Source organism: Micromonospora parva (assembly GCF_040649675.1).
GTDB classification, from domain to species: Bacteria; Actinomycetota; Actinomycetes; order Mycobacteriales; family Micromonosporaceae; genus Micromonospora; species Micromonospora parva.
In genome coordinates, this window is sequence record NZ_JBEZFX010000001.1 from 230,809 (window position 1) to 250,558 (window position 19,750).

A 19,750-nucleotide genomic window follows, 5' to 3' on the forward strand; every position below is an offset into this window, starting at 1 on the left:
ACCGCCACAGACGACGCGTCCTGGCCAGCCTCACCCAGTCGTCACCGTACGGATCTTCTCCAGAATGCGGTCGGCGTCCTGGCCCAACTCCACGACGATGTTCAGCGCTTCCCGCCACACCCCACGCGCCGCCGACCGTTCGCCCACAGCGAGATGGGTGTCGCCGAGGTGCGTAAGCGTGGTTGACTCGTAGTAGCGTTCGCCCGCCTCGCGCCAGAGCGACAGGGCCTGTCGGTAGCACTCGGTGGCCTCGGAATACTGGCCCAGATGGTGGTGCACGCACCCGAGGCTGTCCCAGGTGTGAGCCTGCCAGTAGCGGTCACCGGCCTCCTGTTGCAGCAACAGCGCCCGCTGGCAGTGGTGTAGCGCAAGCTCGTGGTCACCGAGCTGACTGTGGTACCAACCCGCGTTGTTCAGGGCGTTCGCCTGCCCGGCTCGGTGCCCAACCGCCCGGAACAGCCGCTGCGCCAGTTCGGCGTAGCGCAGGGCGAGCCGGGGCTGACCGCGATGCTCGGCGACCGTACCCAGGTTGAGCAGGGTGCGGGCCTGCCCGACCTGGTCGCCGAGCCCGCGGTAGAGCCGCACCGCGTGCCACAGGTGGTCGCGGGCCTCGCCGTGCAGACCCCGACGCAGATGCGCGATGGAGATGTTGCGGTGTGCGCGGGCCTGCCCGTCCCGGTCCCCGACCCGGCGGGCCGCCTCCAGCGCGAGCTGTTGAACGAATGCCTGGTCATGCCAGCGGCCACACCGGTCCAGGAACGTGGTCAGGGCCCAGCCGAGCTGCCACGCGTGGACGTCGTACCCGTCGCCGCCGGCCCGTCGCAGAAGATCGAGCAGCACCGGGTACTCCTGGCTGAACCAGGTCCGGGCGACCTCGCGGTCGCCGATGGCCGCCACGGTCACGCCCGCCACCGCCGGTGGTAGCCGGATCGGATCCCGATGCGGATGCAGTCGCAGGTCGGCGAGGTGGGCGCTGGCCAGGTAGTGGTCGAACATCCGGTTGGTCACCGCGAGCCGCTCGGCGCCGTCCTCCTCGATGTCCGTCCGCTCCATGGCGTACGCGCGGAGCAGATCGTGCATCGTGTACCTGCCGGGCGTGTGCTCGGTGACCATGTGCGCGTGCGCGAGCTCAGCCAACAGCGGGCGTACCCGCGCGGGTGGAACACCGGCGAGGCTGGCCGCGGCGACCACACCCAGATCCGGGCCGGGATGGATGCCGAGCAGTCGGAACAGGCGCGCGGCCGGACCGCTCAGGGCGCGGTACGACCAGGAGAAGACCGAGCGGACGTCGGTTTCGGCGTCGGTGAACCCCTCCAGACCTCCGTGGGCCAGGTCCAGTTCCTCGGCGATGGCCCGCAGCGAGAAGCGGGGGTGGTCGACCAGCCGGGACGCAACGATGGCCAGCGCCAGGGGTAGCCCCGCCGACCGGGCCGCGATCGTCGCGACGGCTGCCGGCTCGGCGGTGAGCCGGGTCGCTCCGAGGCGGCGGATCAACATACTGTGCGCGTCGCCGAGCGGCAGCGGGTCGACGGTGATCGGATGTGCCCCCTCGGTCATCACCAGGCCGGTCAGCCTGCTGCGGCTGGTGACCAGGGTGAGGCAGCCGGGTCCACCCGGCAGCAGCGGGCGGACGTGCTCGCTGTCGCGGGCGTTGTCCAGCACCAACAGGACCCGACGACCGGCCAGCAGCGTGCGCAGCAACGCCGACTGGGCGGCGAGCCCCTCGGGCAGGTGCTGTGCCGGCACCTCGAACGCGTCCAGGAAGCCACGAACCGCCTCACCGGGGTCAAGCGGCGGACCGGTCGGATGGAAGCCGCGCAGATCGACGTGAAGGTGGCCGTCCGGAAACCGGTCGGCCACGAGGCGGGCGAAGTGGACCGCCAGGGCCGTCTTCCCCACCCCCGCGATGCCGGAGAGGACTGCCACCACGGCCGTGCGGGTCCGAGCCCCCGCGTCCAGCAGCCCGGACAACTCGTCAAGCTCGGCGGTGCGTCCGGTGAAGGCGTACGGCGACGCGGGTAGCTGCGCCGGAACCGGCTTGGTCGTGGTCGATGCCTCCGGCTGGCTGGGCTCCGGCCGGGAGATTGCCGCGGGCGCCGTGACCGGTGCCAGTCGCGGGTCGGCGTTGAGGATTGCCCGGTGCAGCTCGGTCAGTTCCGGTCCCGGCTCGATCCCTAGTTCACCCACCAGCAGTCGGCGTACCTGGTGATACGTCCGGAGCGCCTCGGTCCGGCGGCCTGCCCGGTACAGGGCGAGCATGAGCTGCCCGTGGGCCCGTTCGCGCAGTGGTTCCGCGGCGACCAGGTCGGCGATCTCGTCCACGAGTTCGGCTCCGCCGCCCAGCGTGAGTTCAAGCGACAGGCGTTCTTCCTGGAGGCTGCGGCGTTGGTCGTTGAGCTGGGCCGCCGCCGCCTCGACCAGCCGGCCGGTCACTCCGGTGAAGGCGGATCCGCGCCACAGCGCCAGCGCCTCCCGCAGGTGGACGATCGCGCCGGTCAGGTCACCGGCCGCAGCGAGCCGGCGGCCCTGCCGTGCGCGCTCGACGAAGACCCGCAGGTCGATCTCGTCGTCCGGGACGCGAAGCAGGTAACCGCCGGAGTCGGTGACGATCTCGCCAGCCCGCGCCAACTGCCTCCGCAAGGTCGACACGCAGTTGCGGACCACCTTGACCGAGCTGGTGGGCGGATGCTCGTCCCAGATCACGTCGACCAGCCGCGACAGCGGCACCACGTGGTTCGCGTCGAGCAACAGGGCGGCCAGGATCCGTTGCTCCCGTGCTGCGCCCAGGGAGATCTGGCCAGCGTCGAGTCGTACTCGGAGCGGGCCCAGCGCCTCGAACCTCACGTACCTCCCGCCCTCGTCCGCGCCGCACGAGCTGTTCTCCGTGAACCGCGTGGGACCGCCGAATGAGCCCTGCCACCGCGGATTTTCCCACCGCTACGAGCTATTGCACAGCCAACTGTCGATGGCTCTGTTCCGTGGTGTCTCGGCGCCGCCGGGGACGAGCCGGGGATCGATCGGGGACGGCCGGGCGCAGGGTGCTCCGGAAGAGTCACTGCTGTGCGGGAGGAAGTCATGATGCATCGCAAGATCTGGTTCGGCCTGCTCGTGCTGGCCCTGGCAACGGTCTCCCTCGGCTTCGGGGCGCGCGGCCAGGCCGACCCCGGTTGGCCGGGCCCACCACCACGACACCGGGCCACGGAACTCTCCGACGCGATCCTGTTCAACGACGGGCCGGCTGCCTTCCGCCTGGTGTACCTGCAGCGCCCGCCGACCCGGTGGACATCAGCGCTGCGGTACGCCCAGAGCGCGCTCAACGCCGAGCTGACCCGCCGGGGCACCTGGTCCGACGTGATGATCGGGCAACGGGTACAGAGCGGCAACCCGGTCGTGGTGCGCGACGGGCTCGTCACCCTCGTCGCACTGGCCCGCGAGGTGTTCAACCGGACATTCGGCAAGGAGACCGTGGACTCCGCCGTGCTCCTGGTCAACGACGCCCTGTTGGAGAACGCGTACGAGGTCGTCCGGGCAGACTCCTACATCGACATGGACAACAACAACCGCACCCCGCTGGAGGTCGGCACCATCCGGGCCGTCTTCGCCGGTGGCTTCGCCGACTGGTCCTGGGACATGGCCGGCAACCCAGCGCCACGGGCCAAACTGGTGCAGGACCAGTTCATCGCGACCATCGCCCGCGACCTGCGAGCCGGGTAGTCGACCGTGGACGACACCCGGTTGGGCCGGTGGATCGCCGGGATCGCGGTGGTCGCCATGCTCCTCGTGGGCTACCTCACCAGGGCGGTGCTGCCGGTGGCTGCGATGCCGGCCCCGCCCGGCCGGACGGTGGCCCGCGCACTCGTACCGGAAGGCTGGGCGTTCTTCACCCGCGACCCCCGCCGGCCCAGCCCGGTGGCCTACACGACGGACCGGGACGGCCGGTGGCGGCCCGCATCGAGCAGCAGCCGCGGCCCGGCCGGCCTGGACAAGCGGGACCGTGCCCGCAGCGCCGAGATCTCGCTGCTGACCCGCCGACTCGACGGAACCTCGTGGACCCGGTGTGACGGGGCACCCTCCACCTGCCTGGCCGCCGCCCCGGCCACCGCGGTGACCAACACCGCCACCGTACGCACGCTCTGCGGCGACATCGGGATCGTCCTTCAGGAGGTACTGCCATGGGCCTGGAACGACCTGCCGACCGTGCTCCCGTCCCGGCTGGCCCGGCTCACGGTGACCTGCTAGACCGGTGGCCGGCCCGGCTCGGCCGGCGCTGCCGACCCGCCCTGGCCGTCGCGCCCTGGTCGAGCGGATTCGGGCTGGCCCGTACGCTGCTGGCCACCGGCACCTGCGCCACCCTACTGGTCAACCCGCCGGCGGTCCTGCTGTCGATGGACAGCGCCGAGGACTGCACCGGGCCGGCCGCCGCCGGCATCTGGTGCGTGCTGCCCGCCCAGCAGGGGCAGCACGCCGCGTGGGCGGCGATCGCCGTGCTGGTAGTGGTGGCCAGCGGCTGGCGGCCCCGCTGGACGGCGCTGCCGCACTGGTACATCTCGTGGAGCGTGATCGCGAACCTGTCCGCGTTGGACGGCGGTGACCACATCACCGCGACCCTCAGCCTGTTGCTGCTTCCGATTGCCCTCACCGACCCCCGGCGGTGGCACTGGCAACCGCCCCCGGCGGGCACCGCGATCGGCGCCGGCCGGGTGGTCGCGTACGCCGCTCTGGTCCTCGTCTGGCTCCAGGTCGCCGTCGTGTATCTGCATGCCTGCATCGCGAAGCTCGGCGTCACCGAGTGGGCCGACGGTACGGCGATGTTCTACTGGCTACGCACACCCGGGTACGAGCCACCCGACTTCCTGCGTCCGCTCATCGAGGCGGTCACCGGTTCCGCAGTGGGGGTGACGCTGTTCACCTGGTCGGTGCTCGTGCTGGAGTTCGCCCTGGCCCTCGCCCGGCTGATGCCCGCCGAGCTGCGCCGCCTGCTCCTGGTCGCCGGGCTGGTGTTCCACGTCGGTATCGCGGTCGTCCTGGAGCTGGTCACCTTCGGTCTCGCGATGAGTGGGGCGCTGCTGCTCTACCTGTTGCCCGTGGGACACCAGGTAGGGCTGCCGGCGATCGTGGTGGCGCGGGTGGGCGGTGCCCGTCGAGCAAGTCGGTAGGCGGCCTGTGGGCCCGAGCACCTCGACGCGGATACTTCACTGCTGTACTCCTCATCTTGCAAGTTCTCTGCGCTCCGTCCGGCGGGGTCCGTCCACGTCCGCGACCTCGGGTGGCTGTCTGTGGTCGGCCGTTGAGAGCGGCCGCCTCGTTGGGTCTTTCACCGTGGTTTCTGGCGGCGGTCATTGCAAACTCATGCTGTTTCTGTGCGTCGCTCAGCTGCTGCAGCTCTCGAAGTACCCCTCCCAGGGGTGGGGCAGGGATCGACGTAGGGCGAGGCTCCCGGTAAGACAGCAGTCGACCAAGATCCGATGCCCCAACCGGAAGCCTCGCTGTTGTCCTACCCTGCCGCGATTCCCCTGTCCGACCGCACCCTCATTTGCCTCGCTGACCTGATCCGCAACCACCGAGTGCAGGTGGAGAATCGCGCAGCGCTTGGCTGGCGGTTCAACAAGTTTGACCCGAGTACCAGGCGTTGGATACGGCGTTGGCGCCGCCGATGTCCCACGTTCCCGGGCCGATGCACCAGCTCCAGTCGTTGCGGGGCCACGTCGCGTCGACATAGATGATCACGTGGGTGTTCCCGCAGTGGTTGTACCAGGCCGTCACCGCGTCTTCGTAGTAGCCGCAAACCTGCGCGGCGACGTCCTCGCTGCCGGGCTTGGCCTGCTCCGAAACCGCGCTGGTTTCGGGTTGGGACAGGCGGGAGTTGGCGCCCGGACTTGCCTGTGCCACGGTCCCGGACAGGGTGAGTGCGCCGAGGATCGCGGTCACTGCCGAGATCCGAAACGCCGTTCTGTACCACATTTTCACAATGGTCTCCTGAAAGCCGCCGCTGCGGCCTAGATGATGCTGCTGGGTGCACGAAGTGATCGATGTACTTCCTCGCGCTCCTTCCATCGCGAAAACACGGATCGGTGTAACACGCTCAAGTGAACCTTCTTCCGTAAGCCGGAATCAGATTCAACCCTGACTGAGCGGACTTCCTCAGATAAGAGTGCAGGCCACAGCCGGGTCTGTCGTTACTGGTAAGCGCACAAGTCTTTAGTCTGCGCGTACTCTCGCGCACTGCTCGCGGAACTGGCGTGGCGAAAGACCGTAGGCGCTGCGGAACGCCTGGCTGAAGTGCGCCGGGCTGGTGAACCCCCACTGGGCGGCGATCGCGTGGATCGGGCGCGCGCCTAGTTGGGGGTTGGCAAGGTCGCGTCGGCACTGCTCCAGGCGACGCTCGCGGACCCAGCCGGCAACCGTGTGCTCTTCCTCGTGGAACAGCTTGTGCAGGTATCGCAACGAGATGTGATGCGCTGCGGCGATGGCGGCCGGTGTCAGGCGCGGATCGCCCAGATTCTCTCGGACGAAGGCGTGGATCTGAGCGATCAACGCTCGCCGTCGGGTGTGGGAGGGCACCGCGCTTTGGACGTCCAGCGCGTTGGCCAGTGCCGCTGTCAACACGTCAATGGTGAGGGTGGACAGCCGGGCGGCGTCCAACGGACTGAGTTCGTCCATGTGCCGGGCAAGCTGCAGCAGGAATTGTGAAGACAACGCGCCGATGCCCTGGGCGCCAGGAATGCGAACTGCGCTCAGGCGCCGCAACTCCCGAGGGGGCAACGGCAGTAACGAGCGCGGGAAGCGCAGGAGCAGCAGCTGACTAACTGGCACGTCAGGGGTGAATTCGGCCAGGTAGGGCCGGGAGGTGTCATACAGTATCAGGTCCCCCACGCCGAAATCTGTGCGCTGGCCATCTTGCGTGATCATGCCGCCACCGCGCACAAGGCAACCCAGCTTGAACACCTCGGGATCGGCCTGCCGAATGAGCTTGGGAGTGCGGTGGACCGAGTGCGGCATCGTGGTCATTAATGTCGCCTGCACGGGACCGAACTCGCTGATTCCGACCTGAGCCCGAAATCCGGGCTCCCACTGCGATTCACAGCGTAAATCGTAGGGCACCCAGAGCTTCGAGTTTACCTCGCGCCAGAAGGCGAACCCGTCTTCAACCGGGACCTCGGTGGTGCTGACTACGTCCATGACTCACCTTCGCGCTGTCGCTGCAGGGGTCAGATAACGATAGCTTGGCGTCGATGTAGCGGTGTTGCGATGTTGTGGTGCGGGTCAGGCATTAGGGCTTTTCATCGTGATGGGCCTGGTCGCGATGGGTGGCAGGCAGTGTGTGTCGACATAGGACGAGGCTCCCGGTAAGACAACAGTCGGCCAAGATCCGCTGCCCCAACCGGGAGCCTCGCTGTGCTGTCTCACCCGTCTGCGGTCGCGCTGTCCAGCCGCACTCTGAACCACATGGCCGACCCCATCCGCGCCGAACGCACCCGCCGCCGTGGCCTGTGGCGACGTCTTGATGCCGGCAGGCCCTGCTCACCCTGGCCCATCTGGGTAACGGTGACACCATCGCTCGTCTGGCCTGCGGCTTCGCGGTCAGCGTCACCACGGTCTGGCGGTACGTCCGAGAAGCCCTCGACTTGCTCGCCACGCACGCCGACTCGCAAACGTATCGACGGCCAGTGGAAGGACCTTGGTCAGCCCTTAACAGAGGGCCGAGGCGCTAACGGATGGTGAAGGTCAGCGGGTTCGAGATGCCGAGGCCGCCGTGGGAATCGTGGACCCGCACGGTGAAGGTGGACGACGTGCCGGCCGACAGGGCCGTCTGGAACTGGTAGCGCTGTCCGCTGTTGGTCGGCGTCACGGCCAGCCGGGTTTCGCCGAGGTAAAGCTCCACCCGGCTGACGAGGTCCCCAGGATCGGTGTCGGCGACGTCGGCGGCCAGCGTGACGGTCGTCGGCTCGAGGAAGTAGGTCTGCCCGCCGGGGGTGCTCAACGCCACCGCCGGCGGGTGGTTGGTGCCGGTGGACGGCGGCGTCACCACCGTGACCAGCAACGGCGGCGCAGCGCCCGACAGCGACTGGTCGGTGCCGGCCGAGACGTACAGCACGAAGGTGGTGCTGGTGCCGGGCTCCCCGATCGGTGGTGTCCACAGCGCCTCGTACCGGTCGCCGGTCGTCCTCACTCCCCGGGCCACCGTGACGCCGTCCACCCGGAACGACACCGAGGTGATGCTGTGTCCGCCTCCCACGGTCGCGGTCGCCGCCAGCGGGACGGTTCCCGGCGTGGTGTACACCGCGCCGGCGGTCGGGCTGAGCCAGGTGACGATCGCCGGGTAGTCAGCGACCGGCGGTGTGGTCGTCCGGGTCGGCGTCACGCTGGGCAGGACGCTGCCGGTGCACGTGACGCCGTTAAGCGTGAACGACGCCGGTATGGGGTTGCTGCCCGACCAGGCGCCAACGAAACCGATGTTCGCGGAGCCATTGGTGCCCAGGGTCGCGTTCCAGCCCAGATTGGTCGCGCTGACCTGCTGGCCCGCCTGGGCCCAGGTAGCGCTCCAGGTTTGCGTGAGCCGCTGGTCGACTGCAGGGAACGCGAACCGCAGCGTCCACCCGTTAACTAGGTCACCCAAGTTGGTGACCGCGATGTCGGCGTGGAAGCCACCGGTCCACTGGCTGGTGACGACGTAGTTCACCCGACACCCGGCCGCCGCGTTCGCCGCACTGGCGTGTGAGATCGCGGCCATCATCGCGACCATGGCAACAGCGATGGCGGCCACAGCAGTCAGCGACTTCCGCATGGCACACCTCGCCGTAGATAGCTGAACATCTATGACTATGTCGACTGTCCTGCTGCTCCGCCTTCCTGTCAAGGCACGCACGGCAGTCCCGCCGCCGGCAGGACAACGGACAGCCCGCCCATGGCTGATCGGTAGCGACCACAGCGCCGAGCAGGCAGAAGAGTGGATAGCGCAGCTTCCCGCCTGGTCCGCGACTGAACGCCAGGTCCTGGGCGACTTCGCGTCAAAGAACGCAACGAAGTGGGCGGGCAAGTCCCGGCAGAACACCGAGCGTTGGGTACGCGACCTCGCAATGTGGAGCGGCGAGTGGGCGGATCACCAGACCGATGGCCATCAGTCAGCCCGTGAGCCACAGCGCGGGGGCACCCTCTCGTGATATGGGCGCCAGCCAGCAGCCCCGCTCAGGACCGCATATCAGGTCACTCAGCCGGGCAGGTCCGCGGCGGCCCGAACCGAGAACCAGCCGCGCTGCTCCCAATCCGCTCCCAATGTAAGCCACACATACCGCTTCTGACCTACACAAACTGAGAGTGGGCGATGCTGGTATCGAACCAGCGACCTCTTCGGTGTGAACTCTCGGCGAGCCGGTCCGATCGGTGTCATCCGAGGTCGTACGGCGTGCTGGGGTCGCTTCGGGTCGGGTTCGGTGGGCAGGGTTGCTGTACTTCGCTGCTGTACTGCTCGTCGACGAGGAACTGTCTGAAGTGAGTGCGTATCTCCAGCCAGTGGCGGTGTTCGTCGCAGGGGTGGAGTCGGCCGCAGCGGCACAAACTCAGGGCCGACTCGGCGTGCTTGGTCAGCAGGATGTCCGCATGGGTCACCTGCGCCTTCGCGTACTCCCGAAAGGCTGTCGAGGTGTAGATGGTTCCCATCGGTCACCGCCCTGCCCTGCGGGCGTGGCGGTGGTGCCAGAGGGCTTCGGCGACGGCGTCGACGGGGTCGATGTCCCCGGCCGCCAGGCGCTCGCGGGTGACGGCGATCCAGGGTGGCGACGCGGGGGTGGCTTCGCCGCACGCAGTGCGCATCCCTTCCTGGGCGAGTTGGGCCAGCCGGCAGGGGTCGCGTTGGTTCGTGTGCCAACAGCCGGTGGCAACGCAGAAGCCGGCGCTGTCGGGCCGGTGAGCCTCCCAGAGAGCGCGGGCCAACCGCCACAGCAGACGGTGCTGGCATTCTGCAGGCGGCTCTTCGGGCGGGCTGTCGACATTGAAGGACATGCGCCGACCATCCCGGCCAGCGGTAGGCCGTTCCATGGCCAGCGGTCATGTCACGGTGACATGGGACGGCTCGACCAGTGCGAATGGTCGCCCTAGGCTGTCGATCTGAACACCTTGAGTAGTCGGAACGCGACGCTGGGAGCTGCCGTGAGGCTCGATCCGCTGCGAATACCGGAGGATGCGTGGTCGCACGGCGAGGTACTGACCGCCCTGGCCGCCCGCGACATCGGCGGACTGTTCCGCTGGATCACCAGTCTCACCGGGGCGAGTCAAGGCCGGATCGGGGCCGCCGTCGGGCTGGAACAGGGCTACGTCAGCCGGATCATGGCCGGACGCAAGGTCACCTCGATAGACGTCCTGGAGCGGATCGCCGACGGCTGCCGGATGCCCGACCAGGCGCGCACCGCGATGGGCCTGGCACCCCGACAGACCACACCACCCACCGGACCCGACCGGCGCACCCCCAGCGAGCCGGTTCACCGGACCTGGCAGGAGGACGTACGAAGTGCCGCAGAGCTTTGGCGAGGTGACGTGAACCGTCGAGAAGTACTCCGGCAGGTGGCCTTCAGTTCCGCCGGCTACACCCTGCCGGCGCTGCGCTGGTTCACCGCCCCCGACCCGGCCCCGGTCACCCAATCGGGCCGCAACACCGTCGGTCAACCCGAGATTGACACCATCCGCGCGATGACCGCGACCTACCGTCAGTTGGACAACCAGTACGGCGGCGGCCATGCCCGCGACACCGTCATCCGTTGCCTCCACCAGGAGGTGACCCCGCTGCTCACCGACGGGCGCTACGACAATGGCACCGGTCAGCGGCTGCTCAGCGCCGCCGCCGAACTGGCGCAACTCGCGGGCTGGCAGGCGTACGACACCGCCGAGCACGGCATCGCCCAGCGGTACCTCACCCTCGCCCTGGACTTCGCCCACGCCGCCGGAGACGACGGCCTCGGCGCGGAAATCCTCGCCGCGATGAGCCACCAGGCCACCTACCTCGGCCACACCACCACCGGTCTTGACCTCGCCCGCGCCGCCGGCCAGACCGCCCGCCGCGCCGGGGTTCCAGTCCTGACCGCCGAAGCCCACGTCATGGAAGCCCACGCCCTGGCCAGAGCCAACGACGAACGGGCCTGCGCCGCCGCCCTGCACCAGGCAGAACAAGCCCTCGACCGAGCCGACCGCAGCACCGAACCGCAGTGGCTCAGCTACTTCGACGAGGCGTACCTGTCGGCCAAGTTCGGCCACTGCTTCCACGCCCTCGGATGCAACACCCACGCCGAACGCTTCGCTGTTCGGTCCCTGCGAATGGACAACCGATATGTACGCGGCCGAGCCTTCAACCTCGCCCTGCTCGCCAGCGTGCACGCCCAACAGGGCGAACCTGACCGGGCCTGCGCCGTCGGCGCGGAAGCCCTGACCCTGACCACCCAGCTACGGTCCGCCAGAGCCGTCCGCTACCTCCGGGACCTGCAAACTCAACTCGCTCCGCACCGGCGGCTACCCGCCGTCCGGCACTTCACCGGCCGTATCGACGCCACGCTCGGTCGGCGGCGCTGACCGTCACAGCTCTCCCCGGGCCTTACGCGCGACCAGCTCCAGCACCGCGATCACCGTGCCGGCACCAACGATCTCACCCCGAGACACCAACCCGTACGCCTCGTCCAGCGGAATCCACGCGACCTGCTCCGCCTCGTTTACGTCCACAGGTGCGCCGATGTGCTCAGCCTTACGAGCCAGGAACAGGAGGTTCTCGGCGTCAGCAGTGCCGACCCACGGTTGGAAGGCCAGCAACGGCTCCACCCCTTGAGGCCGCCAGCCGGTCTCCTCCTCAACCTCCCGCACCGCGCACCGCGCCGGCTGCTCCTCGTCGTCGACGTAGCCGCCGGGCAACTCCCACACCCACCGGTCGAACACGAACCGGTGCCGCCGCATCAACAGCAGGCGCTGCTGATCGTCGAGCACGGCGACCACGGCCGACCGGGGAGCCCGGATCACGTACTGCTCAAAGCGCACCCCGTCGGGCAACTCCACCTCGGCGATGCTCAATTGCGCCCGCCGGGTGTCGTCCACGACCCGCTCGCCGTGGATGGTCCACCGGGTCAACTCCGTCGTCTGCTCCTGCTCCTTCACCCCGCCAGTATCCGCGCCGAACCTCACCACGCACCGCATGCCCGGTTAGGCAAAGAGCCGTACGCCGCCGACGCATCGTGTCGAGCGATGCCCTGTCCTGCACCCTTTCGCGAGGTAGCTGGTCACGCCTTGCCAGCAAACTGTCCAGCAACGCTGATCGCTGTGGCCGCGACCGCCGAAAGCATCCCCACGATCGCGCCCAGGGTTGTCAGTCCTTCCCTGGGTGACGCCCAAAGCCCGCGGTTCATTTGACGCCAGGCGTTCGGGACGATGGTCATCCTGAGCTTCTGCCACTTGTGCTGCCGCTTGCTGCATCCGAGCAGGAGGCCAGCCGAGTTGTTCCGGCAGAGGGTCCCGTCCCGGTTGACGGCGCAGCACCAAACAGGCGCTTGGAACAGGAAGAAGCCTGTCACCAGTATGGACAGCACGAGCAGCGCCACCGGCCCCACAGAGCGAGTCCACCAGGCCGTAATGAGGATGAGTGGTCTGCTCGGCTTGCCCGGGTCGATGGCAGACGGGATGGCCTGCGCAACCGCCCGCGGACCGCAACGCGCCGACGGGTTGCAACCATCTCGGAGCCCGAGCGCCCCCGCCGGAGGCCCAGTAACCGCTACCCCGCGACCGCCGCCAGCTCGCCGACGCGGCCGGCGTGCGCTCCCCTACGCCGCGCGGACTCGTGGCCGCGCGGCCCGGCCGGCTGCCGGCCCACCACTACACCGATCAACGGCCTGTCGTTCTGCGGCGGCCCCTGGGCTTCCCGCTTCCGCGCCAGCCGCCGGGCGTGTTGCGTAGCCGGAGTCGGAGCGCCAGCGGAGCGACGGACGCGCGCCCAGGCGGCGGCGCGTGCGGCCCGTTCAGGGCCGCCTTGATAGACGTACAGAAAGTCCTCCCACACCGCCGACAGCCGGCAGTGTCCTCCGTCGGCTGACGTGCGACAGTCGTCCGCCAACTGATCGGCGACGTCAGCGCGGATGGCGGCAGGAGGATTTCTGGGCCAGCCCTGAAAGCGCCGATCGCGTACCTTGCGCCCATGCCAGTGCCATCCCCTGACACGATGCAAGGTGCGGTCCACACCCCACCAGAGCGCCGCCTCACCATGGTTGCGTTCTCTTTAGCGCTGGTCGCCGTAGGGCTGATCGGCGGCTTCGGGACGGCCAGGCTTGCCGACGATCCGCACACTGCCAAGCCGGAGCTGCTCGTTGGGACGGTCACCTGGTCGAACGACGAGACAAGGTCCATCGCGTTTGAGGAAGACGGAGCGCTGCAGAGTCCTCTCGATGGCGACACGATCTACTCGGTTATCGCCGAAAGCTGGCAGGACGTGCGCGGGACACTGCACCACGACGGCACGTATCCAACCTGCCTGGCCGGCGAAGCGAACGAGCCTGACTCAATGGACCGGCACCGTGTCGAGCTTGAAGTCCTACACCGAGACACCGGCGCTCAGCCACAGCACATCGCCGTCCACGTCCGCTGCCTGGATTGAATGGCACGGGCCTGGGCGCCAGCGCGTCTGGTCATCCCTCCGCCATGAGGCCGGCCGAGAGCGACCGACAGTGACACACACTCAAATCGGTAGATCCGGCGCTCACGCTCTGCCGACCTGCCGCTAGGCCTTAGACCGTATGTCGCACATCACCTGGCGGACATGTGGAGCCACAATGACGACGATCCGCGGCTCGGGCAGCCGTTGTGTCTGGACTGCTGCGACCACGAGCACCAGGCCATCTGAAACTACTTCTCCGGCGAAGCTGTGGCGACGCACCAGACAAGCCAGCGAACGTCACCTCGCCGCGACCCGCGACACTCAAGCGACTCGGCGATTCTCGCGGCGTCTGACACACCAGTCGGTCAGGCCGGGCAGCGGTGACGCTGGTGCTCCTTCAGCTCTCGCCAGCGTTGACGGCTGGCAGGTCAAGGTAGGCCAGCAGCCTCAAAACACCGGCGAGGTGTTGCAGGTCGTGCCAGAGCACCGGCACGTCGCCTGCCGGACGGCGCAGCAGTGCATGTAGCTCTGCCACGTCGTCACTGATCTGCCCGACGTCGAGCCCTGACTCCGGAACGTCTTTCAGGTCGAACGCGGTCCCCAGGTCGACGTTCCAGTAGAGGTCGACATCGACACGGGACAGATCGATCTCCGCGCCGAACCGCTCCTCCACCATGTCCAGCAGCACGCCGCACACCCGGCGGAGGTCCTGGACCCTCAACACTTCAGTCACGTTCACCGCCCTCCCGGCAGCGCCACACACCCCGGCTGCTGTACAGGCAGCAAAAAGGCCACCTCCCGAACCCGGGAAGCGGCCTCTGAACTGCCAGAACTGAGAGTGGGCGATGCTGGTATCGAACCAGCGACCTCTTCGGTGTGAAACAGGACGCCGCACCGACTCTGACCTGCGGAAACGTGGAGCCGCAGGCAGGGGTGAGTGCCATTGACCGCCGTTCGACGCCGTTGGACGCAGTTCAAGGCCGTTCAAGGCACCCCGCTGCTCCCAACCTGCTCCCCCCAAACCGGGCTCGCACCGGGCCGCCGACCGATCGTGAGTTGCCGGCCCGGTACCTTGATTGGCGCCAGCGCTGGCTCCCGCAACCGAAGCGGTCCATCTGGAGACACGCCCACGATCGCCGCGCCTGGTCAGGGTATGACCAACTTTTCAGGGCAGTACCTGGGATGTCAGCCGATAGGACGATCAGCGATCTCCCAGGCGAAAACACGCCCACGCTGGTGGACAGGGTGAACCAGGCGGTCGTAGGTAGCCATGTGGCGATCGCCTAGGTCGACCCTTCGACGGGCCAGCGCTTCGAATGCCACGATGGCTAGGTCCATTTCCCACCCGTCGTAGTCGTACCCAAAGATCAACACAGCTTTCCGCCCTGGAAGTGCCGAACTCGCCAGTTTGTCGCAATCGGTGAGTGCGCTCCGGTGCGCGGGGTAAGGCGACAACACACGGGTGAGCATGTTGTCGTTCGGCTTTCCGTTGTCGCCAAACAGCCGCAGCATCTTGGCTTCGATCGCCCAATCCCACGCCGAAGGCGATCCCAAGCACCAGTCACAGCGTTGCCGGCCGGGTCCAGGGTAAGGAACATCAAGGCTGTATTCCTGGTAGGCGGGGTCCAGGGCGACGAGTTCCTCGGCGACGAGCCGCAACGTGTGCTGCTCGGTGTGGGGGCCAATGCCCGGCTGGTATGCCCGCCCTGTGGAGCTGACGGCCTGGGGGCGTCGGGCGTCGGTCTCTCGTAGGGCAGTTGCGAAGTCCGCAACCAGCTGCGGCAAATTGATCATCAGGGAATGATGCCACTCCTCAGGCCGCTCTCCACCGCAAGCGAGAATCGCACTCTAAGCGATGTCTCGTTCTAGCTGCGGCGCCGCCGGGGCTACGATCCACCGTGCAGTTAGTGAGCTCGGAGTTGGGTGAGTCCGCAGCCTTGGGGGCTGCCTTCCCAGGTCGTCTCGCTGATGACGTGCAGAAGGCATTGGCAGTCCTACCGTCGGCGCCGCACGCGCCGACGTCGCGGTTCCGTGTGCTGGTCGATGGTGAGCCGGTCCTGATTCCATACCGGATCTACTCCGACGAGCCGTCTGTTGCCGCAGAGGCGGCGCTGTCTGCCACCCAGCGGGCGGTGCTGGATTGCCTGTACACCCGACACCACGATGGCCGGGTACGGCAGCGGCGGCTAGAGAGGGTGGTCGGCTTGATCCAACCGTGGGTGGCGCCGTTCCTGGTGCAGTTGGTGGGCGAATACGTGGACGAGATTCTGCTGGTCATTCGGCGAGTACTCACGCCGGAGATGGTTGTTCCAAACAGTCCGACGGACTCCGTCTACGGGCGATTTGCCGCCGAGAACCCGGCGTTCGTGGCGCTCACCGGCGAGCGGGTTGCCAGCTACTGGGACTGTTACCACCGTCAGCGCTACCCCGCGCTGATCGACTACCCCGGGCATGCCGTGATGGCAGCGCTGCGGGCGGCGGCAAAGCGGCACGACGTCTCGGACGGTGATGCACGTTAGCCGACGCGCCCCGACGCGATGTCGCACGCAGTCGTCATCAACGATGATCGCGTGTAGGTGATCGCAGCATCGCGTCCGGAGTGGATCTATCTGTTCACTGGGCTTCGGCGGCCCCGCGCTGGCTGCCTCTCAGTGGGCCTGGGCGGCGGTAGAAGCGCGACTGTGCAGGCATATCAGGCTCGCTGATGGACGACTCCTGCTGGATGATGTGCGGGTGGACAGGCCGAGCAGTGTGGCGCAGTTGAGTGAGGTGGGTTGGTTCTCCGTGCGGTGTGTCTTCCGCGTCGGGTCCGATCCGAAGGGTCAGGCGTACGAGGAAAGGCTGACGCTGTGGCGTGCGGAGAGTTTCGACCAAGCGATCACGCTTGCAGAGGCCGAGGCGCTCGGGTACGCGGCTGACCGGACAGACACGATTTTCGCGGGACTCGCTCAGGCGTACCGAATGTTCGACGCCCCGAGACATGGAGCGGAGATCTTCTCACTGATCAGGGATAGCGAGCTGAACCCGCAGGCATACCTGACGGCGTACTTCGATACCGGCCAGGAGAGACAAGGAGACGTCCGGGCGGTATCCGACGAGAGGTGCCGCCCCTGAGCAGCCTTGCTGCTCATTTCGCTCCGCCCAGTCCTCCACGCTCAGCACCTCCCGATGCTTCAGGAGGTGATCCCGATTCAGCCGGAACCACGTGGTCAGTTTTCAGGCGGCGCCGACACCCGCTGCTCCCAACCTGCTTCCCCAACCGGGCTGGCACCGGGCCGCCCACCGATCGTGAGCTGCCAGCCCGGTGCCTTGGTTGGCACCAGCGCTGACTCCCGTAGTCGCATCGGTCGACCGCGGAGCCACGCCCACGGTCACCGCGCCTTGTCAGCGGCAGAAGCGGATGCCTGCGGGGTTCAGCCGCGGCTGGCGTACAGATACACGGTGACTGCATCGGGTGCGTCCAGGTTGACCAGGAGCGCTCGACGTGTGCCCTCTGCCGTGGGTTGCTCCTCGTCGAGGCCGGAGATGGTCTTGGCGGTTTCGGGGTCCCACAGGTTGCCGCCACCGACGTTGTGCTTGGCGTCGACTGCCCGAAACCCCGGCGCGAGAGCCGTTGTGAAATTCGCCGCGGCGACGAAGGCGTCGAGTTCGGTGCGCGGCATGCGGACCTTCGCCGAGAGCTGGGTTTCCAAGCCGTTGCTGTACGCGGCGGTGAGCAGCACGCTGCCGGGCGGCAGGGTCACGTGAGCGACGGCTTCCACCTGGGCCGCGCTGGCGATCTCTGGCTTGGACTGTACCGGGAGCAGGTCTATGTCATTGCTGTCGACAGACAGCCCCGCCACACCGCACGCGATCAGCGACAGAAGCAGGCTGATGCACCCCAGCACGAGTGCGGCCGTGCCACTCCGGTTGCGCGTCCTCGGCGCAGCGGTCTCGATCATGGCCAGCACGATACGGCGCGCGCCTCATCGGCATGTGCGGACGCCGCCCGCCTACCGCTTCCGCGGCGTGCGCCAAGGCTGGCACCTTCGAGTCCGTCTCGAAGGTGCCAACACAGAGGACACACTGATTGCAGGTGGGATCGGAGCCCTTCCAACCTGCTCCCCACGGCCCCGACCATTACCATCGCCTTCTCGGATGCCGCGCATTATCAGTGCATGACAGGCTGTTCGGCATGGGCCCTGCCGACGATCGTCTCCAGCTGAGGGTAAGGATCAACAACGGCCTGCTCCTCGTCCGGGATGGTGTCGGCACTTGGCTAATCCATGGCGCCGCCGACGGGTTGGTCTACCCGGCCAGGGCTCGGCTCGTGTGGCTGTTGCCACTGCTGGAGCGCACCCCGAGCGACGTCAGTGCAGAGCTGTCTGCCGTGCCTATCGCCAACACACCGCTTCCCGCCCTGGTGCGGTTCGCGCTCACCGCATGGGGAAGCTACTGGCCGACACTGGCACTCGATTGGTTGGACGCCGGCTGGCCTACCCGGGATCTGCGCGACGTACTGGCCGACATGAAGGACTCACGCGAACTTTCCCAGCCGCTTCGCGACCGAGCACTTCGCCTCTGGCACGCCTCGGCAACTGCCTGACGGCCTGACAAGCCCGAATCTCGGAGCCTCCTCGACCAACGCCGAACCGACACCGCGCTGCACGCCCAGTACTCACCGTGGAACCGGTAGCCACGGAGGCGACAGCGACGGCTTGCACTCCACGCGGGGACGCCGTCGCTGACGCCTCCGAGCGCACCGAAGAGGTCTCCAGCCGACGAAACGGCTGCGGACTCCAGCGCGCTCACCCGCAACGCTCCGCATCAAATTCACAGACACTTGCGAGCGCGGCGTTAGACGACACGAGACGCTGCCCGGCGCCAGCCACCCTGGGAGCAGCGCCACCTGACCACTTCGGCCTTCACTGGGAGGTCACGCCGCACCGCTCGACCTCCATCACCCCAGGTCAAAGCGCCTCGTCTCCGCCCGGCATCGGTGAGCACTTCGGGCGCGGAGACCACTTCGCCAACCTGCACCCAATCTGCTCCCAGCTGCAAGGCCAAGCCAACCAGCGACTCCTTACCGACTTGACCTGCGCACACTCCCCTACCAGGCGACATAGAGCGCTGTCGACTGCTGCGCACAACCGCAGAGCACTCCGCGGGAAACAGGACGTCGCACCCACTCTGACCTGCGGAAACGTGGAGCCGCAGGTAGCGGTGGGTGCAGTTGAGGGCCGTTCGACGCCGTTGGGCGCAGTTCAAGGCCGTTCAGGGCACCCTGTTGCTCCCAATCTGCTCCCCGATCCACGATTCGCACCGGCCGGTCGAAGCCGCGATGGTCTCGGCCCGCGTGACTCGGATGGTGTTGTGCACCAGGCCGTGTCGCCTGCTCTGCGTGGGCCTGAGCGCGGGCGACACAACGCCCCAGCGGTTCAGTGCCGCGCAGATCGCACCGCCCGCTGTCCCCACAGCGCTCGGATAGCCGTCGCATGGGTCGACCGCGCCGGGAACGGCTTGTCCCAGTCAATCTCCCCGCCAGCCTGCTCGACCGCGCCCAGCACCTGCTCGTAGGTCCGCAGTTCGAGGTCGCCCTCCGCGGCCTGGGGCCAGACCAGCAAGGCGGTCGGCCTCCTTCCGTCGACGACGACACGCGCCACGATTGCTGGCGGTCTGGCAGGCGAGTCGCTCCGCGGTTGTTGACGGAGAGGCCCTGCCTGGACCAGTACAACCTCGTCTCCTGGTCGCACCGTGCGCTCGTCTCCGGGATTCATGAGCCATGAGTCGACTACGCCGCGCCCGTAGCGCTGTTCGAGGTTTTCGCGTCCGGCGGCAGCCTTCGGTGGGACCGGGGTCGCGTCGTTGATGGCAATCCCGACCCACAAGCGGCGAGGCCTTGGCCCTGACCGACGTTGGCCAGGTACGTGAGTCGGGGGACGGTAGATCTCGCGAGCTCGATTTAGCCATGCCTGATCGATTGGATCGCTTTCGACCCACCAGACGTCCAACTGCTCGGCGACCTGCGCACACAGCCCTTCGTCGTCGCTGAGGACTGCGGCTTCCCTGAGCAGGTCACGGGAGCGGGCGGAGGCTTGGCTGAGCCAATGACGGCGTACGTCTCGCCGCCCTCGAGGTGGATCATCTTCGCGTGCA

General features: G+C 67.8%; 20 protein-coding genes and 1 pseudogene. 9 read left to right on the top strand and 12 right to left on the bottom strand.

Annotation, left to right across the window (positions count from 1 at the left end):
• Positions 1 to 30: 30 nt before the first annotated feature.
• Positions 31 to 2,844, bottom strand: coding sequence for an AfsR/SARP family transcriptional regulator (locus tag AB0C03_RS01035; protein ID WP_357633200.1), 2,814 nt, complete (start codon positions 2,842 to 2,844; stop codon positions 31 to 33).
• Positions 2,845 to 3,075: 231 nt separating this feature from the next.
• Here AB0C03_RS01035 and AB0C03_RS01040 point away from each other — a divergent pair, with 231 nt between their 5' ends.
• From AB0C03_RS01040 to AB0C03_RS01050, 3 genes are read left to right on the top strand one after another with little or no spacing between them, the layout of a single operon-like run.
• The gene (locus AB0C03_RS01040) at positions 3,076 to 3,714 is read left to right on the top strand and encodes a sporulation delaying protein family toxin (RefSeq protein WP_130399913.1); all 639 of its coding nucleotides are present in this window, start codon (positions 3,076 to 3,078) and stop codon (positions 3,712 to 3,714) included.
• A 6-nt stretch (positions 3,715 to 3,720) separates the two neighbouring features.
• Positions 3,721 to 4,239 carry an SdpA family antimicrobial peptide system protein gene (locus tag AB0C03_RS01045; protein WP_210865701.1) on the top strand — a complete coding sequence of 173 codons (519 nt, stop codon included), beginning with the start codon at positions 3,721 to 3,723 and terminating at the stop codon, positions 4,237 to 4,239.
• A complete protein-coding gene (locus AB0C03_RS01050) occupies positions 4,173 to 5,156 on the top strand; it encodes a sporulation-delaying protein SdpB family protein (RefSeq protein ID WP_357633205.1) in 984 nt (327 codons plus the stop codon). Before AB0C03_RS01045 ends, AB0C03_RS01050 begins: the two co-directional genes overlap by 67 nt.
• A gap of 445 nt (positions 5,157 to 5,601) precedes the next feature.
• On the opposite strand, the gene AB0C03_RS01060 is transcribed toward AB0C03_RS01050, so the two are convergent.
• Together AB0C03_RS01060 and AB0C03_RS01065 are read right to left on the bottom strand one after the other, a co-directional pair.
• Positions 5,602 to 5,928, bottom strand: a complete 327-nt coding sequence (locus tag AB0C03_RS01060; protein WP_357633208.1) for a DUF6355 family natural product biosynthesis protein — start codon at positions 5,926 to 5,928, stop codon at positions 5,602 to 5,604.
• 270 nt (positions 5,929 to 6,198) lie between these two features.
• The gene (locus tag AB0C03_RS01065) at positions 6,199 to 7,179 is read right to left on the bottom strand and encodes an AraC-like ligand-binding domain-containing protein (protein WP_357633210.1); all 981 of its coding nucleotides are present in this window, start codon (positions 7,177 to 7,179) and stop codon (positions 6,199 to 6,201) included.
• Positions 7,180 to 7,395: 216 nt separating this feature from the next.
• On the opposite strand from AB0C03_RS01065, the pseudogene AB0C03_RS01070 reads away from it, so the two are divergent.
• Positions 7,396 to 7,646: pseudogene (locus tag AB0C03_RS01070) on the top strand (helix-turn-helix domain-containing protein); the annotation flags it as partial.
• A gap of 62 nt (positions 7,647 to 7,708) precedes the next feature.
• On the opposite strand, the gene AB0C03_RS01075 reads toward AB0C03_RS01070, so the two are convergent.
• The 3 genes from AB0C03_RS01075 to AB0C03_RS01085 form a co-directional block, all read right to left on the bottom strand.
• Positions 7,709 to 8,785: a cellulose binding domain-containing protein gene (locus AB0C03_RS01075; protein ID WP_357633213.1), complete on the bottom strand. Its 1,077-nt coding sequence runs from the start codon at positions 8,783 to 8,785 to the stop codon at positions 7,709 to 7,711.
• Positions 8,786 to 9,384: 599 nt separating this feature from the next.
• Positions 9,385 to 9,657, bottom strand: a complete 273-nt coding sequence (locus AB0C03_RS01080) for a hypothetical protein (protein WP_357633216.1) — start codon at positions 9,655 to 9,657, stop codon at positions 9,385 to 9,387.
• A 3-nt stretch (positions 9,658 to 9,660) separates the two neighbouring features.
• Positions 9,661 to 9,999, bottom strand: a complete 339-nt coding sequence (locus AB0C03_RS01085; protein ID WP_357633219.1) for a hypothetical protein — start codon at positions 9,997 to 9,999, stop codon at positions 9,661 to 9,663.
• Between the two features lie 147 nt (positions 10,000 to 10,146).
• On the opposite strand from AB0C03_RS01085, the gene AB0C03_RS01090 reads away from it, so the two are divergent.
• Positions 10,147 to 11,556, top strand: a complete 1,410-nt coding sequence (locus AB0C03_RS01090; RefSeq protein ID WP_357633222.1) for an NsdA family TPR-like regulatory protein — start codon at positions 10,147 to 10,149, stop codon at positions 11,554 to 11,556.
• 3 nt (positions 11,557 to 11,559) lie between these two features.
• Here the strand turns inward: AB0C03_RS01090 and AB0C03_RS01095 are convergent, their stop codons facing one another.
• Together AB0C03_RS01095 and AB0C03_RS01100 are read right to left on the bottom strand one after the other, a co-directional pair.
• Positions 11,560 to 12,168 (bottom strand): NUDIX hydrolase, encoded by a 609-nt coding sequence (locus AB0C03_RS01095; RefSeq protein ID WP_357633225.1) that lies wholly within the window; start codon positions 12,166 to 12,168, stop codon positions 11,560 to 11,562.
• Positions 12,169 to 12,251: 83 nt separating this feature from the next.
• Positions 12,252 to 12,569 (bottom strand): hypothetical protein, encoded by a 318-nt coding sequence (locus AB0C03_RS01100; protein WP_051708610.1) that lies wholly within the window; start codon positions 12,567 to 12,569, stop codon positions 12,252 to 12,254.
• A gap of 590 nt (positions 12,570 to 13,159) precedes the next feature.
• Here AB0C03_RS01100 and AB0C03_RS01105 point away from each other — a divergent pair.
• Entirely contained in the window at positions 13,160 to 13,615 is a 456-nt protein-coding gene (locus AB0C03_RS01105) for a hypothetical protein (protein WP_156057638.1), read from the top strand.
• A 397-nt stretch (positions 13,616 to 14,012) separates the two neighbouring features.
• Here the strand turns inward: AB0C03_RS01105 and AB0C03_RS01115 are convergent, their stop codons facing one another.
• Both AB0C03_RS01115 and AB0C03_RS01120 read right to left on the bottom strand, forming a co-directional pair.
• Positions 14,013 to 14,348 (bottom strand): hypothetical protein, encoded by a 336-nt coding sequence (locus tag AB0C03_RS01115; protein ID WP_030333683.1) that lies wholly within the window; start codon positions 14,346 to 14,348, stop codon positions 14,013 to 14,015.
• Positions 14,349 to 14,800: 452 nt separating this feature from the next.
• Positions 14,801 to 15,409 (bottom strand): hypothetical protein, encoded by a 609-nt coding sequence (locus AB0C03_RS01120; protein WP_145795726.1) that lies wholly within the window; start codon positions 15,407 to 15,409, stop codon positions 14,801 to 14,803.
• Between the two features lie 113 nt (positions 15,410 to 15,522).
• On the opposite strand from AB0C03_RS01120, the gene AB0C03_RS01125 reads away from it, so the two are divergent.
• Both AB0C03_RS01125 and AB0C03_RS01130 read left to right on the top strand, forming a co-directional pair.
• Positions 15,523 to 16,134 carry a hypothetical protein gene (locus AB0C03_RS01125; protein ID WP_357633231.1) on the top strand — a complete coding sequence of 204 codons (612 nt, stop codon included), beginning with the start codon at positions 15,523 to 15,525 and terminating at the stop codon, positions 16,132 to 16,134.
• A 214-nt stretch (positions 16,135 to 16,348) separates the two neighbouring features.
• A complete protein-coding gene (locus AB0C03_RS01130; protein WP_357633234.1) occupies positions 16,349 to 16,729 on the top strand; it encodes a hypothetical protein in 381 nt (126 codons plus the stop codon).
• 299 nt (positions 16,730 to 17,028) lie between these two features.
• Here AB0C03_RS01130 and AB0C03_RS01135 read toward each other — a convergent pair whose 3' ends face one another.
• Positions 17,029 to 17,556 (bottom strand): hypothetical protein, encoded by a 528-nt coding sequence (locus tag AB0C03_RS01135; protein ID WP_357633237.1) that lies wholly within the window; start codon positions 17,554 to 17,556, stop codon positions 17,029 to 17,031.
• A gap of 233 nt (positions 17,557 to 17,789) precedes the next feature.
• On the opposite strand from AB0C03_RS01135, the gene AB0C03_RS01140 reads away from it, so the two are divergent.
• On the top strand, positions 17,790 to 18,200 hold the full coding sequence (locus tag AB0C03_RS01140; protein ID WP_357633240.1) for a hypothetical protein: 411 nt from the start codon (positions 17,790 to 17,792) through the stop codon (positions 18,198 to 18,200).
• A gap of 832 nt (positions 18,201 to 19,032) precedes the next feature.
• On the opposite strand, the gene AB0C03_RS01145 is transcribed toward AB0C03_RS01140, so the two are convergent.
• The gene (locus AB0C03_RS01145) at positions 19,033 to 19,218 is read right to left on the bottom strand and encodes a hypothetical protein (protein WP_357633243.1); all 186 of its coding nucleotides are present in this window, start codon (positions 19,216 to 19,218) and stop codon (positions 19,033 to 19,035) included.
• Between the last annotated feature and the right edge of the window lie 532 nt (positions 19,219 to 19,750).

What these genes read in the sequence shown, in the direction of transcription:
- AB0C03_RS01040 (WP_130399913.1), top strand. Translation starts at nt 3,076, where the DNA reads ATGATGCATCGCAAGATCTGGTTCGGCCTGCTCGTGCTGGCCCTGGCA.
- AB0C03_RS01080 (WP_357633216.1), bottom strand. Translation starts at nt 9,657, where the DNA reads ATGGGAACCATCTACACCTCGACAGCCTTTCGGGAGTACGCGAAGGCG.
- AB0C03_RS01135 (WP_357633237.1), bottom strand. Translation starts at nt 17,556, where the DNA reads ATGATCGAGACCGCTGCGCCGAGGACGCGCAACCGGAGTGGCACGGCC.
- AB0C03_RS01095 (WP_357633225.1), bottom strand. Translation starts at nt 12,168, where the DNA reads ATGCGGTGCGTGGTGAGGTTCGGCGCGGATACTGGCGGGGTGAAGGAG.
- AB0C03_RS01075 (WP_357633213.1), bottom strand. Translation starts at nt 8,785, where the DNA reads ATGCGGAAGTCGCTGACTGCTGTGGCCGCCATCGCTGTTGCCATGGTC.
- AB0C03_RS01120 (WP_145795726.1), bottom strand. Translation starts at nt 15,409, where the DNA reads ATGATCAATTTGCCGCAGCTGGTTGCGGACTTCGCAACTGCCCTACGA.
- AB0C03_RS01105 (WP_156057638.1), top strand. Translation starts at nt 13,160, where the DNA reads ATGCCAGTGCCATCCCCTGACACGATGCAAGGTGCGGTCCACACCCCA.
- AB0C03_RS01050 (WP_357633205.1), top strand. Translation starts at nt 4,173, where the DNA reads ATGGGCCTGGAACGACCTGCCGACCGTGCTCCCGTCCCGGCTGGCCCG.
- AB0C03_RS01140 (WP_357633240.1), top strand. Translation starts at nt 17,790, where the DNA reads ATGGGCCCTGCCGACGATCGTCTCCAGCTGAGGGTAAGGATCAACAAC.
- AB0C03_RS01065 (WP_357633210.1), bottom strand. Translation starts at nt 7,179, where the DNA reads ATGGACGTAGTCAGCACCACCGAGGTCCCGGTTGAAGACGGGTTCGCC.
- AB0C03_RS01085 (WP_357633219.1), bottom strand. Translation starts at nt 9,999, where the DNA reads ATGTCCTTCAATGTCGACAGCCCGCCCGAAGAGCCGCCTGCAGAATGC.